The sequence below is a fragment of the Comamonas sp. BIGb0152 genome (assembly GCF_024809975.1).
GTDB lineage: Bacteria > Pseudomonadota > Gammaproteobacteria > Burkholderiales > Burkholderiaceae_C > Comamonas.
The window spans coordinates 136,923-153,427 of record NZ_JANUDY010000011.1; the positions used below are offsets into that span (position 1 = coordinate 136,923).

Genomic DNA, 16,505 nt, shown 5'->3' on the forward strand with positions numbered 1-16,505 from the left:
GGTCCACGGCCCAGGCCCAAATGTGAAAATCCCTCAACCCGGGCCATTGCGGCAGTCTGTCCTACATGGCTGCCGCCAACGCCAGCCTACGCTGTGGCTCTTTGCTGCGGGGCAGGGCCTGCCCCAAGAGACTTGGAACAGATGGTAAGGCTTGCGAAACTTGCAGCCCATCGCCCACTCCAAGCCCGGCAACCCGGGCACCCAGGCCTTCGGCAGGATGCCCTCCGTGACTGTTTTGAAAAGGAATTTTGATGAAAAAAATGCGCATGCTGGCCACCGCCGCCTTGATCGCCGCCACCCCCTTTGTAGCCTCTACTGCCATGGCCCAAAACACCACGCCTGCCACTGTCGACAAACGCCCCAGCCTGAACCTGGATGCAGAAGCCACCACCCGCGTGCCTGAAGACACGGCCTGGGCGCAGTTCAGCGTCGAGAAGGAATCCAAGGACCAGGCCCAGGCCCAGCAACTGGGCAAGACGGCGCTGGCCGATGTGCTGGCCACCGCCAAGAAGTCCCAGGTCCTGCAGGTCACGACCGAGAACCTGTTCACCACCCCGGTCTACAACAAGGACGGCAAGGTCACCAGCTGGCGCACCCAGTTCAATGTGCAGCTGGAGTCGACGGACACCGCCGTGCTCGGCCAGACCATGGCAGCACTGATGGACAAGGCCCGCCTGAGCGGATCGGGCTTCCGCCTGTCGGATGCGGCGCGCAACAAGGCGCAAGACCAGCTGATTGCCGAGGCGGTCAAAAACTTCAACGCCAAGGCCAAGGTCACCGCCAATGCCATGGGTTACGCGCAGTACGAGTACGACACCATCAATCTGAGCCAAAGTGGCAGCAGCCAGCCGATGCCCCGCATGGGCCGGGGCGTGGCCATGATGAGCAAGATGGAAGACAGCAGCGCCCCCGTGGGCCTGGAGCCCGGCTACACCACCGTGTCGGTCAGCATGTCGGGCGCAGTGCGTTTGATCAAGTAAGCGGCGCCTGAAGTGCGCAGTTGACCAACGCTCACCCCAACCCAGGCCAGGTGATGGCAGCGAAACCATTCCCTGGCTTTTTTGCGCCCTTCCCCCGCAAGTGATTAACCACTTGCCACCGTCGACCAATCCCACAAGCCGTAAACATTTGTAGCAATATGGGCGCCGTAGCCATCCCGGCTAGCAGGAGTGAATCATGTCCCGTACTGTTCGCCCTTGGCTGCAGCGCAGCCCGCTCTTTCGATCCTCTTTGCTGGCCGGCGCCCTGGTGCTGCTGGGCAGCCCGCCGGCACAGGCGGCCAGCGATTTCACCCCTTTGCCGGGTACCTGGATCGTCAGCGCCGAGCAAGACGGCAAGCCGGGTCGGGGCATGGCCATCGATGTGCAGGATGGCGTGCTGGTGATGCAGGTCTACAACTACGGGGCCAATGGCAATGCGACTTTCCATCTGGCCGTCGGCAGCATCGATGGCAACCAGGTGGCCGCCCCGCTCAAAAGCTACCGGGGTGGGCGCTATTTCGGCAGCGGGCCTTTGTCAGGCGTCGAGGATGGCGATGCTGGCGAGGTCCGCATTGAATTCACCAGCGCCACCCAGGCACAGCTGCGCTTTCCCGGCGAGCCTACGGTGGCGATACAGCGCTTCCGCTTCGACAACACCGCGCCCTCCGCCTTACCGGGTGCCTACTGGCTGTTGTCCATGCAAGACAGCACCGGCAGGGCGGTCTCATCGGCCCTCGCACTCAGCGGGGTGGACAGCACCAGTCCCTACCTGATCATGGCCTTGGCCGATGGCACGCAAATCCCGACAACATGTAGCTACAGCCCGACCTTGCAAGGCTTTAACTGCAGCAACGGCAGTGCCACGCCCGCCGTCAGGCTGCAGTTCCAGACGGTGCTGCACCAGTTGAGCGGCTCGGCGCAGTTGGACGGCAGCAGCTACCAGCTGGTGGGGCAGCGCCTGCTCAGCCCGGATGGCTATGACTCCCTGGTGTTCAGCGAAACCACGCCCGTGCCCGCCAGCGGCACCTGGATCGTGACCGGCGAGAAAAATGGCCAGCCCGGACGCGGCATGGCCATCGATGTGCAGACCGGCACCCTGGTCATGCAGGTCTACAACTACCAGGCCGATGGCCATGCCACCTTCCACCTGGGCGTGGGCGCCTTTGCCAATGGCCAGGCCAGCGCGCCGCTTAAAAGCTACCAGGGCGGCCGCTACTTTGGCAGCGGCCCGCGCAGTGGTACCGAGGCTTCCAGCGCTGGCGAGGTGTTTCTGGATTTCAGCTCGCCCACACGCGGCCATATCCGTTTTCCGGGTGAAGGGGCGGTGGCCATCGAGCGCTTTGTGTTCGCGCCCGTCGCGCCAGACCCTGCCAGCCTGCTGGGCAACTGGACCTTCCACGACACCACCAACAAGGAGACCGCGCATGTAGCGCTGACCCAGGTCGATGGCACGGCCGCCACCACGGCTGGCGGCGGCGTGCGCTGCAGCTTTCTGAACCCGGCCACTGCCCAAGTGCGCTGTGTGGAGACCTTCACGATCTCCGGCCGGGGCAGTGTCTACCTCAAGGACTACCGCTTTGTGCTGCAGACCGATATGGGCTCGGGCAAGGCTTTGAAAGCAGGTGAGCTGGCGCGCAGCGATGCACTGCCCGATGACAGCAGCACCCAGAAAAACTCCCTGCTGGCGCTGCGCACGGCCGACCGCCGAGGCATGAAGCGGGGCCTGGGTACGGCTTTCTAGCCCGGTGGCTGCGTGCGTCTCAGGCGCGCATCAGAATCAGCACCACACCGGCCACGGTCAGCACCGCGCCGGCCATGGCACCCAGGGTGGGCGGCACCCGGGTCTTCCACCACAGCAGCGGCAGCAGCAGGATGGGCGAGACGGAAGACAGCATGCCCACCAGGCCGGCGCTGCCATATTTGAGGGCGGCCAGAATCAAGGTCATGCCCATGGCCATCGACAGGAAAGCGCTGCCCGCCAGCAGCAACCAGTCACGGCGCTCCATCATGGCGGTCAGCCGCGCGGGCTTCCAGCCCACTAGCAGCAGCACCGCATGAAAGCCAAAACCCGCCGCCATGCGCACGGCCGATGCGGCCACCGGGTCCACATCCGGGCCCATCACCGGCTTGACCACCAAGGTGCCCAGCGCCTGGCCCAAGGCCGCAATCAGACCCAGACCCACGCCAATGCCCAACCGGCCACGCGTGGCCTCTAGGCTCGACTCGTTGCCTGCACGCTTGCCAAAGGCAATGGCGCACATCACGCCGCTCAGCACCAGCGCGCAACCCAGCATGGCGACGGCGCCCATGCGCTCGCCCAAGAACAAGGCCGCCAGCACGGCCGACATCATCGAATGCGTGGCAAACAAAATGCCCGAGCGGCGCGGGCCCAGCCGGTTCATGCAGGCGAACAGCACCGTGTCGCCAATGAAGATGCCGATAAAGCCCGACAGCACCAGCACGCTGACCAAGGCCAGGTTCAGGCTGCCCCAGGTGCCCGCCGCTGTGGCCCAGCCGCCCAGCATCACGGTGGCAAACACCATGCGCCAGCGGGTAAAGGCAAAGGCCCCCATCTTGCGTGCAACAGGGGCCGAGAACAGCGCAGCCATCGCCCAACAGGCGGCAGCCAATACGGCCAGGGACTCAGGGGGAAAAGGAAAAGGCGACACGGCAGACTGCAAAATGAGGCGCCAGCGGTGCAGGCTGTCTCGCACCATGCTGCGCAGCCGCTCCAACAGCGCTAGGATGCCATCCAGACACCCCAGCCCCGGCACCCAGGTGCAAGGACGAGCGATTGTAGAGCCCAGCCATGGCCTTTGCGAGCGCGGCCAGTCACCCGGGCGGCCAACATCCCTATTCACCAGAATTTCAGGACCAGCATGAGCAAGAAACTACGTATCGCGGTATTGGCGGGCGACGGCATTGGCAAGGAAGTGATGCCCGAGGGCATCCGCGTGCTGGAGGCCGCCGCCAAGCGCTTTGACCTGCCGCTGGAGATGCAGCATTTTGACTGGGCGCATTGCGACTACTTTGCCACCCACGGCCAGATGATGCCCGACGACTGGAAGGCCCAGTTGCAAGGCTTTGACGCCATCCTGTTTGGCGCGGTGGGCTGGCCCGCCACCGTGCCCGACCATGTCTCGCTCTGGGGCTCGCTGCTCAAGTTCCGCCGCGAGTTCGACCAGTACGTGAACCTGCGCCCGGTGCGTTTGTTTGAAGGCGTGCCCTGCCCACTGGCCGGCCGCAAGCCCGGTGATATCGACTACTACGTGGTGCGCGAGAACACCGAGGGCGAATACACCGCGCTGGGCGGCATCATGTTCGAAGGCACGGACCGCGAGATGGTGCTGCAAGAGTCCGTGTTCACCCGCAAGGGCGCCGACCGCCTGCTGAAATTTGCCTTTGACCTGGCCCAAAGCCGCAGCAAAAAGCATGTGACCCTGGCCACCAAGTCCAACGGCATTGCCATCAGCATGCCCTGGTGGGACAAGTGCGCCGAGGCCATGGCCAAGAACTACCCCGATGTAGTGCTGGACAAGCAGCACATCGACATCCTGACCGCCCGCTTTGTGCTGCAGCCGGGCCGCTTCGATGTGGTGGCTGCCACCAACCTGTTTGGCGACATCCTGAGCGACCTGGGCCCTGCCACTACCGGCACCATTGGCCTGGCACCTTCTGCCAACCTCAACCCCGAGCGCGACTTCCCCTCGCTGTTTGAGCCGGTGCATGGCTCGGCGCCCGATATCTATGGCCAGAACATTGCCAACCCGATCGCGATGATCTGGTCGGTCGCGCTGATGCTGGACTTCCTGGGTGACGGCAAGGGCGCCTGGCGCAGCGCCCACGATGCCATCGTCGAGGCCATCAGCCAGACGATTCTGAGCGGCCCGCGCACGCCCGACCTGGGTGGCCAGGGCAAGACGCCGGATGTGGGCAAGGCGATTGCGCAGCTGCTGGACTGAGCGCCTGGCGCTCCAGGCAACGGTCACAGCGCTGGCCAGCGTGCTGCTGGCCTGGGCGCCGCTGGCGCATGCACGGGGCTACACGCCCCAGGGCCGCTGCGGCGGCTATGAAAAAGTCAGCATCGCCAGCCCGACCGGCAGCTGCGTGGCCCTGGTCGCCGATGAGCGCGAGGGCCTGCGCGCGCCGCGCCGGCTGCTGGAGATCAGCCCCGGGCGCCTGTGGATCATCGACATGGGCAGCTGGGTGCCACGCCAGGGCCGGCTGCTGGAGCTGCGCTTGCCAGCGCAGCCGTCTGCCACCCCCGCACAGCGCCCCCAGGTCCACGTGCTGGCCGACAAGCTCGACCGCCCGCTGGCCCTGGTGCGCGGGCCCGATGCGCAGATCTATATTGGCGAGGCAGGCCGTATCTGGCGCACACCCGTGCCCGCTGCAGGCCAGGCGATCCAGGCGCAGACCGTTCTGGACCAGCTGCCCGACGACGGTGCCCACCCGCTCAAGGAAATCACGTTCGGGCCCGATGGCAGCCTCTACGTCAACATAGGCTCGGTCAGCGACCGCTGCCAAGACGCGCAGGGCGCGCTGCCCTACCCCTGCCCCGAGCGCGGCGCGATGCAGTTCCGGGGCGCGGTCTGGCGCGCGGTATTGCGCAACCCCGCTGTAAAAGGGCAGTCGCCGGTGCAGCAGTTTGCGCCCTTTGCGCTGGGCCTGCGCAATTCTGTGGCACTTGCCACCCTACCCGACGGCCCCGCTGCCGGCAGCCTGTGGCAGGCCGAAAACAACATCGACTACCGCGACAAGAACGAGCCCCCCGAAGAGCTCAACGAGCTGGTGGAAGGCGCCGACTATGGCTGGCCTTATTGCCTGGGCCAGCAGCGCCTGGCACGCGGCTATGAGCAACGCGCCCGCTGCACGGCCACCAAGACACCCCATATGCGCTGGCCCGCCCACACCGCACCACTGCATTTGCTCGCCACCCCGCTGGCCAGCCCCTTCAACGGCCAGCTGCTGGCGGCCTGGCACGGCCCACAAGGCCATCGCGTGGTGGGCTTTGCCCGCCAGAAAGACGGCAAACCCGGTGGCCAACCCGTGGAATGGCTCACTGGATGGACAGCAGACGGCAAAACCCGCCCGCTGGGCCGCCCCACCGGCCTGGCACTGAACCATGCAGGCCAGCTGATGGTGGTTGAAGACTACAACCGCAGCTTGCTGATGCTGCTGCCCGATACCGCAGCAACGGCCGCTCCAGCACCCCAGCGCTGAACACCCGTCCAGCAAGGCTGCCGCGCGGGCGACATCCAGCCCTGCCTTCGGGCTTGCCGATCCTGCGCCCAGGCCTATCATCGGCACTCACTCATCCCTTGTTGCGCAGGCCTCTGACGGGCGCCTCGCGGCCAACGCGTCATGACAGCGCTCAACCCCTCCCTGCCTCCGGGCCCTACGCCGCCGAGCGGCCTGTATTTTGGCTGGGTGATCGTCGCAGCTTCCACCCTCCTCACTCTGCTCACGGTGGGCATGCGCATGGGGATCGGTCCCTTCATCGTGCCGCTGTCGCAAGACCTGGGTTTCAGCCGCAGCCTGCTGTCCTCCATCATCGCCATTGGCATGCTGTGCTATGGCCTGGGCATGCCCCTGGCCGGCTGGCTGGTAGCGCGCCATGGCACGCGGCGGGTATTGCTGCTGGGCACCGTCATCGTGGTGCTCTCCAGCATCTGGGCCGTCAACGCCCGCACGCCCTGGCTGTTCTTCTGGTCTTACGGCGTGGCACTGTCCTTGGGCCTGGCCTTCACCAGCCCGGTGGCGGTCACGCCCATGATCAGCAGCTGGTTCACGCGCCAGCGCGGCATGGCACTGTTCTTTCTGTCCACCGGCTCCATGGCCGGCATTGCGGTGATGACGCCGGTCTTCACCTTCACGATTGCGCGCTGGGGCTGGCAGCACACCCTGCTGGGCTTTGCGCTGGTGTTTGCGCTGATCGTCACGGCCATGGCGCTGTGGGTGGTGCGCGACGATGCGCCTGAGCACACCGACCTGACCCCCGCCGAGCAGGCGGCCCGCCAGGAGCGCCTGCGCGCGATGGCCGGCCAGCCGGCCGCGCCCAGCTTGCGCTTTGCGCAAGCCGTTGCCACGGCACCTTTTTGGCAGATCTTTCTGGGCCTGTTTGCCTGCGGCTTCAGCATGAACCTGCTGGGCACCCATGGCGTGCCCATGCTGATGGACCATGGCTTTGATGCCGGCAGCAGCGCAGGCGGCATCGGCTTGATTGGCCTGGTCGCCATCTTCAGCACCCTGGGCCTGGGCAAGCTGTCCGACATGGTGCCGCGCCGCTATATCCTGGCCGTCATCTACCTGGTGCGCGGACTGGGCTTTGTCGGGCTCGTTGCCGTCATCCACCACTGGCAGCTCTATGCCGTGGCCGCCCTGGGCGGCATTGTCTGGGCCGGCTCGATTGCCGCATCCTCGGCCATTCTGGGTGATCTCTACGGCATCAAGCTGGTCGGCATGCTCTATGGCTGCGCCTACCTGGGCCACCAAATTGGCGCGATGATCAGCAGCTGGCTGGGCGGCTGGGCCTACGAGCAGTTCGGCACCCATTGGATTGCCTTTGGCGCTGCCGCCGTGCTGCTGGTGCTGGCCGCCGGGGTGTCGCTGCTGCTGCCCAGCAAGCTGGCAGCCACGACGCACTGATGCGGCCGCCCCGGACCGAGAACGGTATCAGTCGATCTTCAGCTTGGTGGCCTGCGCCACGTCGGCCCAGCGCTTGATTTCGCTGTTGAAAAAGCGCTGAAAGCTGGCCGGCGAGTTGGGCGCCGGCGGCTGCATAAAGCCGTTGGCTTGGTACTTGGCGCGCACATCGGGGTTGGTATTCAGCGCCCGGTTGATGGCCTTGTTGACGGACTCCACCACCTGTGCCGGTGTGCCGGCGGGCGCAAACACGCCAAACCAGGCGGCCACCTCAAAGCCGGGCACGCCGGATTCGGCCACGGTGGGGATGTCTGCCGCAAAATCGACGCGCTCGGCCGTGGTCACCGCCAAACCCTTGAGCTTGCCCGCACGGATCTGCGCCAGCAGCGGCGGCAGGTTGTCCATCATCGAATCCACCTGGCCACCCAGCAAGTCCGACACGGCCGGGCCGCTGCCGCGGTAGGGCACATGCAAGATGCTGGTTCCCGTCTTGAGCTTGAACAGCTCACAGCCCAGATGGGCCGACGAGCCACTGCCCGGCGACGCACAGCTCAGCTTGTCCGGGTGTTGCTTGCCGTAGGCGATGTACTCGGCCACCGAGTTGACCGGCAGCTTGGCGCTCACCGCCAGAATATTGGGCACCACATTGAGCTGAGCCACGGGCACCAGGTCCTTGCCGGCATCAAAGCCCAGCTTGGTGTAGAGGCCCTGGTTGATCGCTGTGGAGATAGAGCCCACAAACAAGGTATAGCCATCGGCCGGCGCGCGCACCACATACTCGGCACCGATATTGCTGTTGGCGCCCGGGCGGTTTTCCACGATAAAGGTCTGGCCCAGGTCCTTGCCCAGCGCGTCGGCCATCAGCCGCGCACCAATGTCGGTGGCGCCGCCGGGTGCATAGCCCACCACCAGCTTGACGGGCTTGCTGGGGTAGCCGGCGCCTTGTGCATGTGCTGCAGGCAACACCGCCAATGCGGCGGCCACGGCCAGTACGGCCTTGCTTGGTTTCATCATTTTTTGTCTCCTTGATTGCAAACGAAGGCTGCGCTTCCCGCTTCTAGCTTTTAGCGTTGGCTTGAGCTTTGGCCCTGGCGCAGCGAAAAATCTCCCTGGACCCGCAGCCAGTCGGGTGTCAGCTCCTGCGGGCGGTTCACGCCCAGCAAGGCCAGGTTGGTCATCAGCTCCTGGCGGAACAGCTGCACCGCGTGCGCAATGCCCGCCTCGCCAGCCACGGCCGCGCCAAACAGCTGCGGCCGGCCGGTAAAGACCAGATCGGCGCCCAGCGCCATGGCCTTGAGCACATCGCTGCCCCGGCGAAAGCCGCCATCGATAAACACCGGATAGCCGGCCGGCACGGCCTGCCGAATCTCGGGCAGCGCCTGCAAAGGCGAGATGCAGGCGTCGAGCTGGCGCCCGCCATGGGTGGAGACGATGACGGCATCAGCGCCGTGGGCAACGGCCTGCCTGGCGTCATCCGGGTGCATCACGCCTTTGAGCACCAGCTTGCCCTTCCAGGCGGCGCGTATCTGGTCAATGCAGTCCCAGTCGAGCTGGTCGCGCTCGCCCCGAAAGCCGTTGGGCGGGTCGGCGGTGATGGCCGGCCCGGCCTCATGGGCCAGGTTGGCAAAGCGGGGCACGCCCTGGCTCAACACCGTGCGCAGGAACACATCGCAGCTCCAGCGCGGGTGGCACAGGCCGTCGAGCAGCAGGCGCCAACTGGGGCGAAACGGCACGGTAAAGCGCAGGCGCTGAAGGTTCTCGCGGTTGGCGCCCACGCAGGTATCAATCGTGATCACCAGCACGGGCACCTGCGCCCTTTCCAGGCGCTGCAGCAGCGGCAGAATGCGCGCCATATTGCCCGGCAGGTAGGCCTGGTACCAACAGCGCTGGCCATGGACGCTTTGCAGCTGCTCCAGCGGCACGGTCGATGCGCCGCTGATGATAAAGGGCAGCGCCTGCGCCTGCGCCACCTTGGCCAGCGCGGCATCGCAGTCCTTCATCACAATGGCGGCAAAGCCGGTGGGCGCAAAGCCCATGGGCAGCGAATAGGTCTGTCCCCACAAGCTGGTGGCCGTGCTGCGCTGGGCCACATGGCGCAGGCCACGCGGCACAAAGCCTAGGCGCGAGAAGGCCTGCAGGCTTTCTTGCAGCGATACGCCGTCTTCCGTGCCGCCGCAGACATAGCCGCGCACACAGGCGGGCATGCGCCGGCGGGCAGCGCGTTCCAGATCGGCAATCGAGAGGTAGTGGTGCAGCGCGGCCATGGTGCGCGGTCTCCGTGGTTGTTTCTTCTTCAAGCCACGCATTGTTGACAGCACCCCGGCCCGGGGCAAACGAAATTAAATGATCGGGCTATTCCAAAAGCTCATGCGGTCGGCGGGCTGGCACTGGCCTGCGCCAGCACCCAATCGACAAAATGGCGGATCTTGGGCAAGGCCGCGCAATGGCTGGCATAGGCCACGTGGTAGGCGCCGTCGCTGGGCTGCACAAAAGACCAGGGCAGCACCAGCCTGCCCCGGGCCAGCGCCTGCTCGGCAAACATGCGCGGCATGATGGCCACGCCAATGCCCTCTTGCGCAGCCTGCAAGCACATCGAGAAGGTGTCAAAGCGCGGGCCCCGGTAGGCATCGGCCGGCACAAAGCCCTGGCAGGCAAACCAGTCGCGCCAGATCTCGGGGCGGGAGGAGCACTGGACCATTGGCAACTGCTCCAGATCGGTGAGCGACGCCAGGCCATGGGCGGGCAGGATCTCCGGCGCACAGACCACCGCCACACCGGCCTCGAACAGGCGATGGCAATCCGCGCCCGGCAGGCTGCCTTCGCCATAAAACAGCGAGATATCAATGCGCGACTGCATCAGGTCAAAAGGCCGCGCATCGCCCTTGGTGACGACCTGGATATGCGGGTAGGCCTGCATGAACTGCCGCAAACGCGGAATCAGCCAGGTGATGCCAAAGGTGGGCTGCACGGCAATCGTCAGGGTTTCGTCCGCCTCGCCATAGCCCATCACATAGCGGGCCGAGGCATCGACCTGGTTCAGGATGCTGCGCACCTCGCCCAGGTACATGCGCCCAGCAGGGGTCAGCGCCAGCCCACGCGCCGAGCGGTGGAACAGCGCCTGGCAGACGGTGGCCTCGAGCTGCGCAATCTGCTTGCTGATCGCGCTTTGGGTCAGAAACAAATCCTGGGCCGCCAGGGTAAAGCTCATGTGGCGCGCTACGGCCTCAAAGCACTGCAAGGCCATCATCGACGGCATAACGCGTTTTTGCATATCAGGCGGCTCCCTTGCGCGGCGACTGCAGGGCCAGCTGCTGGTCGAGGATGCTGCCCAGGTGCTGCAGCAGCACGCGGGCCTGGGCCTCCGGGCGGCGCTGGCTGACCAGGATCAGCGGTGCCACCAGGCCGGGCGCAGCAGTCAACCGCCGGTAGGCCAGCCCATCGCTGCGCAGGTGCTGCATAGAGGCCGGCACAATGCTCAGGCCCAGGCCCGCAGCCACCAGGCTCAGGGTGGCCGTCAGTCGCGGGGCCTCTTGCACCACCTGGGGATGAAAGCCCGCACCCACGCAGGCGGCCACAATGCCATCGTGCAGACCCGGGCCCGCAGGCCGCTTGTATAGCACCAGCGGCTGGCCCCGCAGCTGGGCCAACGGCAAGGCGCGCTTGGATTGCATCAGCGCATGCCCGGCCGGCCCGGCCACCACCATGGGCTCGCTCAGCAAATGCCGGCTGTGCAGGCTGGGCTGCGCCTCCCAGGCCGAGCGCACCAGGGCCGCATGCAGGCGCTGCGCCAGCAAGGCCTCCAGCAATTCACCCGAGCCGGCCTCTTCCAGCGTGACCTTCACACGCGGCCACTGGGCACGGAAGGCCCGCAGCACCTGGGCCACCAAGGGGTGCAAGGCTGCCGAGCTGGTAAAGCCGATGGCCACATGGCCACGCCCGCCCTGGGCGGCATCCTGCACCAGGGCGGCCATCGCCTCGACCTTGGCCAGCACAATGCGTGCCTCTTGCACCAGCGCCAGGCCAGCGGCGGTGGGCCGCATGCCACGCGGCAGGCGCTCCATCAAGGCAGTCCCCATCTCCGCCTCCAGCTGCTGCAGCAAACGCGTCAGCGGCGGCTGCTGCATGCCCAGCTGCTGCGCAGCCCGGGTCAGGTTGCAGCATTCGGCAATGCAGACCAAGGCCCGCAAATGTCTCAGCTCCATCTAGCAATACCTCAAAAGTATGGATAAGGTTTTTATAGCGCATTTGTCAGCATGGGTAAAGCGCACTACAGTGCCCTGCACCACACAAGGAGAACCCCATGACCTGGTCCGCCCAGCAGTACAGCCAGTTTGAAGCCGAACGCACCCGCCCCGTGCGCGACCTGGTAGCCGCCATTCCGAACACGGAGGTACAGACCGCCATTGACCTGGGCTGCGGCCCCGGCAACTCCACCGAGGTGCTGCAAGCCCGCTACCCCGGCGCCGCCGTGACGGGCCTGGACAACGACGAAGACATGCTGCGCGCTGCCCGCGAGCGCCTGCCGCAAACGGCGTTTGCACTGGCCGATATCGGCCACTGGCAAGCGGCGCCAGCCGTCGATGTGATTCTGGCCAATGCCAGCCTGCAATGGCTGCCCGACCACGCCCGCCTCTACCCGCATTTGCTGCAGCAGTTGCGCGCTGGCGGCAGCCTGGCGGTGCAGACGCCCGACAACCTGCAAGAGCCTGCGCATGTATTGGCGCGCGAGGTGGCGGCACAAGGCCCCTGGGCTTCGCGCATCGGCGCGGTGCGCCACCCGGACCGGCACAGCATTGACTGGTATTACGCGCTGCTGCAGCCGCTGTGCAGCCGGGTCGATGCCTGGCGCACGACCTATATGCATCCTTTGGCCAACCACCAGGCGGTGGTGGAATGGTTCAAAGGCTCGGCGCTGCGCCCTTTTCTGGCCCAGCTCGATGCGCAAGAGCAGGCGCAGTACCTGGCGGACTACCTGGCCGCCATCCGCCAGGCCTATCCGGCGCTGCCCAGCGGCACGGTACTGCTGCCCTTTCCTCGGATCTTTATCGTGGCGACCCGTTAATCCAGTCCTTGGGCCTTGGGCCTCAGGCCTTGGGCAACTGCGGCGGCGTTACCAGGTCATCCAGGCTCAAGCCCTTCTCGCGCAGCAGCGCTTCAAGCAGGGGCTTGAGTTGGCCCAGGCTCTCGTCCACCGCTTCGCGCACGGTGTCGACCACCACCTGAGTGCTGCGCTCGATCTCGATGTTCAGGCGGTCGCCAGCGCGCTTGCTGCCAAACACGGTCATGCGCAAGGTCTCGGGGATCAGCCAGACTTCGAACCAGCCCTCTTGCCGGTTCACCTCGGCGACGGTCAGGCTGGCGCCATTGATGGCGATGTAGCCCTTGGCAAACACATAGCGGCGGAAGGCCTCGGGCACCGCCACGCGCATCACATGGTTGTTGTCGAACTGGCGCACCTGCGCCAGGGTGCCAGTAAAGTCCACATGGCCTGACAGCGGGTGGCCACCAATCTCGGCGCCATCCTTGGCGGCGCGCTCCACGTTGACGGGCGAATCCAGTTCCAGCGCGCCCAAGGTGGTGATGTTCAGGCTTTGCTGCATCACATCAAAGCGTGCGTGCGTGGCATCCACCAGCTCGGTCACCGTCAGGCATACGCCGTCGTGCGACACGCTGGCCCCTATGGCCAGGTCTTCGCAGAAGCCATCGGGAAAGGCCACGGTAAAGCTCCGCAGCCCCGGTTGGTCGTCGATGGCGCTGATGCGCGCCACTGCTTGAATAATGCCGGTAAACACAGCCCACTCCTTACAGCGCTGGCAAGCCTGGGCCAGCGGCTGACACAAAAAAATAAAACCCGCCCGCCGCCCGTCGATTGGATGGCTGTGAGCGGGCTGGACGCTAGTCAGCGGCGAGGGATCAGGACCCTGCCACCTTCATGCGGTTGATCAGGATACTGCCCAAAGTCTTGGAGCCGGCGTTGTACGCATCGGCGCCCACTGCCTCAATGCCCTTGAACATGTCCTTGAGGTTGCCGGCGATAGTGATTTCTTCCACCGGGAAGGCAATCTTGCCGTTCTCGACCCAGAAGCCACTGGCGCCACGCGAGTAATCGCCGGTGACCGGGTTCACGCCCTGGCCCATCAGCTCGATCACAAACAGGCCCGTGCCCAGCTTTTGCAGCATGGCGTCCAGGTCGTCCGAAGGGCGCGTCTTGGTCGAGTAGAAGTGCAGGTTGTGCGCGCCGCCGGCATTGCCAGTGGTGTGCATGCTCAGCTTGCGGGCCGAATAGGTGGACAGGAAATAGCCGGCCACCTTGCCGTCCTCGATCACCGAGCGCTTGGATACGCGCACGCCTTCATCGTCATAAGGCGCGCTGCCCTTGCCGCCGATGATGAACGGGTCTTCCACCAGCTGGATGTGCTTGGGGAAGACCTTCTTGCCCAGCGAATGCAGCAAAAAGGAGCTGCGGCGGTACAGGGCGCCACCGCTGATGGCCTGCACCAGCGAGCCCACGAGGCCTGCGGCCAGCGGTGCATCGAACAGCACCGGGCATTCGGTGGTGGGGATCTTGCGTGCGCCCAGGCGCGACAGCGCCCGCTCTGCGGCATAGCGGCCTACCACCGCCGGATCGGCCAGATCGCCCGCATGGCGCATGCTGCTGTACCAGGCATCGCGCTGCATATCGGCACCCTTGCCAGCGATGGGCGCCACCGACAGGCTGTGGCGCGAGCTGGCATAGCCACCGGCAAAGCCGTTGGTGTGGGCGCTGTAGAAATGGCTTTGCTGGGCCGATACACCGGCGCCTTCGCTGTTGCTGATGCGCTTGTCGGTGGCAAAAGCTGCGGCCTCGCATTGCAGGGCCAATTGGGCCGCTGCTTCGCTGTCAATGGCCCAAGGATGGAATAGCTCCAGGTCACGGTGCTCGGCTACTGGCACAATGTCGGCTGCGTCGGGCAGGCCTGCGATCGGGTCCTCGGCGGTGAAGCGTGCAATGTCATAGGCCGCCTGCACGGTGCGCTGCACTGCTTGGGCAGAAAAGTCGGAGGTACTGGCATTGCCACGGCGTTTGCCCAGATAGACTGTCACCCCCAGTGATTTGTCCCGGTTGCGCTCCACCGTCTCCAGCTCGCCTTTGCGCACACTGACCGACAGACCGGAGCCTTCGGAGGCATCGGCCCCGGCATCACTGGCCCCCAGTTTTTTGGCATGCGAGAGCGCCTGCTCGACTAGATCTTTGAAAAATGCGCGGCTGTAGCTAAAGCCGGACTCAGCCTTGGCATCGCCTTGGCTGTTAGAGCTGGATACGGATTTTTTCATACTGCCCGCTATGATACTGATAACCGCCATCGCCCAGGCACTGCGCCGGGCGATGGCCTTTTGAACAAAAGCATTTAACCATGTCACGCAAACCCAAAAAAGGCTATTTCGTACGCGGCAAGTTCGTGGCCGAAGGCAGCGAACTCGATATCGAGCTGAAGGCCGAACTCAAAGGCACCACCGAGTCGAGCAAATCCGACCTGAAAAAGGAGATGGATGGCCTGCAAGACCTGGGCAAAGAACTGCTGACCTTGCGCAGCGACCTCTTCAAGCGGCTGGAGCTGCCAGAGATCCTGGCCACTGCCCTGGCCGAGGCCAAGCGCATCACCAATTTTGAAGGCAAGCGCCGCCAGATGCAGTTCATCGGCAAGCTGATGCGCAAGCTCGATGAGAAAGAGCTCGCCGCTGTCAACGCCGCCCTGGCCGAGCAAAAAGAAGGCTCCAGCCTGGAAAAAGGCCTGCTGCATGCGGCAGAGCAGTGGCGCGATCGCATGATCGTCAGCGACGACGCGGTCGCCCAATGGATCAACGAAGCCCCCGATACCGACATCCAGCAGCTGCGCTCGCTGGTGCGCCAGGCCCGCAAGGATCTGCCCAGCGCGCATGACGCGAATGTGCAGGAATCCACCGGCCTGGCCGCCCGCAAAGGCCGGGCCTACCGCGAGCTGTTCCAGCTGGTGCGCGACCACGTGATGGCCTCGCACGGTGCCAGCCGCAGCGCTGCCGATGCCGAAGACGGCGACGATGAAGACGACCAGGCTTAACCACAGCCAAGCAAGGCAAGCAACCCCATGAGCGCAAGCTACGACACCGTCAAGATTGGCCTGGTCTCCATCAGCGACCGCGCCAGCACTGGCGTCTATGAAGACAAGGGCCTGCCCGCACTGCAAGACTGGCTGGGCCGCGCCCTGCGCAACCCCGTGCAGTACGAGACCCGATTGATTGCCGACGAGCAGGCGCTGATCAGCCAGACCCTGGTGGCGCTGGTGGACGCTGGGTGCGCGCTGGTGCTGACCACCGGCGGCACGGGCCCCGCCTTGCGCGATGTAACGCCCGAGGCCACCCTCGCCGTGGCCGACAAGCTGATGCCCGGCTTTGGCGAGCAAATGCGCCAGATCAGCCTGCAGTTTGTGCCCACCGCGATTCTGTCGCGCCAGGTGGCCGTCATCCGGGGCAGCAGCCTCATCATCAACCTGCCCGGCCAGCCCAAGGCGATTGCCCAAACCCTGGAAGGCCTGAAGGACGCAGACGGCCAGCAGCAGGTGCCCGGCATCTTTGCGGCAGTGCCCTACTGCATCGACCTGATCGGCGGCCCCTATCTGCAGACCGTGGAAGCTGTTTGCAAAGCCTTCCGCCCCAAAGGCGCCGAACGCCCCAGCGCGGGCTAGGCGCTCCAGACAGCAAAGATCACCAACCAAGAGCGCGAAATGTGTACACAGTTTCGCGCTCTTTGCATTTCAGGCGGCCAATGCCCCAGGTCTTTTAAGCTGCGCAGCCAGCCAGCACGGGCAACCGCATTTTTTGGTTAAATGCTTGCTTGCCGCTTTGCCGCTCAGGTCTTCTGGG

At 65.2% G+C, this 16,505-nt stretch carries 15 protein-coding genes; 8 read left to right on the top strand and 7 right to left on the bottom strand.

What is annotated here, in order from left to right:
* Positions 1-251: 251 nt before the first annotated feature.
* A complete protein-coding gene (locus tag M2375_RS19635; RefSeq protein WP_259169722.1) occupies positions 252-980 on the top strand; it encodes an SIMPL domain-containing protein in 729 nt (242 codons plus the stop codon).
* A gap of 196 nt (positions 981-1,176) precedes the next feature.
* Entirely contained in the window at positions 1,177-2,721 is a 1,545-nt protein-coding gene (locus M2375_RS19640; protein WP_259169723.1) for a hypothetical protein, read from the top strand.
* Positions 2,722-2,740: 19 nt separating this feature from the next.
* Here the strand turns inward: M2375_RS19640 and M2375_RS19645 are convergent, their stop codons facing one another.
* On the bottom strand, positions 2,741-3,649 hold the full coding sequence (locus M2375_RS19645) for a DMT family transporter (protein WP_259169725.1): 909 nt from the start codon (positions 3,647-3,649) through the stop codon (positions 2,741-2,743).
* Between the two features lie 210 nt (positions 3,650-3,859).
* Here M2375_RS19645 and M2375_RS19650 point away from each other — a divergent pair, with 210 nt between their 5' ends.
* The 3 genes from M2375_RS19650 to M2375_RS19660 all read left to right on the top strand — a co-directional run bounded on the left by M2375_RS19650 (position 3,860) and on the right by M2375_RS19660 (position 7,628).
* Positions 3,860-4,942, top strand: a complete 1,083-nt coding sequence (locus M2375_RS19650; RefSeq protein WP_259169726.1) for a tartrate dehydrogenase — start codon at positions 3,860-3,862, stop codon at positions 4,940-4,942.
* A complete protein-coding gene (locus M2375_RS19655) occupies positions 4,908-6,203 on the top strand; it encodes a sorbosone dehydrogenase family protein (RefSeq protein ID WP_259169727.1) in 1,296 nt (431 codons plus the stop codon). Before M2375_RS19650 ends, M2375_RS19655 begins: the two co-directional genes overlap by 35 nt.
* A 141-nt stretch (positions 6,204-6,344) precedes the next feature.
* Positions 6,345-7,628 (top strand): MFS transporter, encoded by a 1,284-nt coding sequence (locus M2375_RS19660; RefSeq protein WP_259169728.1) that lies wholly within the window; start codon positions 6,345-6,347, stop codon positions 7,626-7,628.
* Positions 7,629-7,655: 27 nt separating this feature from the next.
* Here M2375_RS19660 and M2375_RS19665 read toward each other — a convergent pair whose 3' ends face one another.
* From M2375_RS19665 to M2375_RS19680, 4 genes are all read right to left on the bottom strand, one after another.
* The gene (locus M2375_RS19665; RefSeq protein WP_259169729.1) at positions 7,656-8,639 is read right to left on the bottom strand and encodes a tripartite tricarboxylate transporter substrate binding protein; all 984 of its coding nucleotides are present in this window, start codon (positions 8,637-8,639) and stop codon (positions 7,656-7,658) included.
* Positions 8,640-8,689: 50 nt separating this feature from the next.
* Positions 8,690-9,889 carry an alpha-hydroxy acid oxidase gene (locus tag M2375_RS19670; protein ID WP_259169730.1) on the bottom strand — a complete coding sequence of 400 codons (1,200 nt, stop codon included), beginning with the start codon at positions 9,887-9,889 and terminating at the stop codon, positions 8,690-8,692.
* 101 nt (positions 9,890-9,990) lie between these two features.
* On the bottom strand, positions 9,991-10,896 hold the full coding sequence (locus M2375_RS19675) for a LysR substrate-binding domain-containing protein (protein ID WP_259169736.1): 906 nt from the start codon (positions 10,894-10,896) through the stop codon (positions 9,991-9,993).
* A 1-nt stretch (position 10,897) separates the two neighbouring features.
* A complete protein-coding gene (locus M2375_RS19680; RefSeq protein WP_259169737.1) occupies positions 10,898-11,827 on the bottom strand; it encodes a LysR family transcriptional regulator in 930 nt (309 codons plus the stop codon).
* Positions 11,828-11,925: 98 nt separating this feature from the next.
* Between M2375_RS19680 and tam the strand changes: the two genes are divergently transcribed.
* Positions 11,926-12,687: a trans-aconitate 2-methyltransferase gene (tam, locus tag M2375_RS19685; protein WP_259169743.1), complete on the top strand. Its 762-nt coding sequence runs from the start codon at positions 11,926-11,928 to the stop codon at positions 12,685-12,687.
* 22 nt (positions 12,688-12,709) lie between these two features.
* Here tam and M2375_RS19690 read toward each other — a convergent pair whose 3' ends face one another.
* Together M2375_RS19690 and pmbA are read right to left on the bottom strand one after the other, a co-directional pair.
* A complete protein-coding gene (locus tag M2375_RS19690) occupies positions 12,710-13,417 on the bottom strand; it encodes a riboflavin synthase subunit alpha (RefSeq protein WP_259169746.1) in 708 nt (235 codons plus the stop codon).
* A 121-nt stretch (positions 13,418-13,538) separates the two neighbouring features.
* Positions 13,539-14,939 carry a metalloprotease PmbA gene (gene pmbA, locus M2375_RS19695; protein ID WP_259169747.1) on the bottom strand — a complete coding sequence of 467 codons (1,401 nt, stop codon included), beginning with the start codon at positions 14,937-14,939 and terminating at the stop codon, positions 13,539-13,541.
* Positions 14,940-15,019: 80 nt separating this feature from the next.
* Between pmbA and yjgA the strand changes: the two genes are divergently transcribed.
* Together yjgA and mog are read left to right on the top strand one after the other, a co-directional pair.
* The gene (gene yjgA / locus M2375_RS19700; protein WP_259169749.1) at positions 15,020-15,703 is read left to right on the top strand and encodes a ribosome biogenesis factor YjgA; all 684 of its coding nucleotides are present in this window, start codon (positions 15,020-15,022) and stop codon (positions 15,701-15,703) included.
* A 27-nt stretch (positions 15,704-15,730) separates the two neighbouring features.
* Positions 15,731-16,327, top strand: a complete 597-nt coding sequence (gene mog / locus M2375_RS19705) for a molybdopterin adenylyltransferase (protein ID WP_259169750.1) — start codon at positions 15,731-15,733, stop codon at positions 16,325-16,327.
* Positions 16,328-16,505 lie beyond the last annotated feature (178 nt).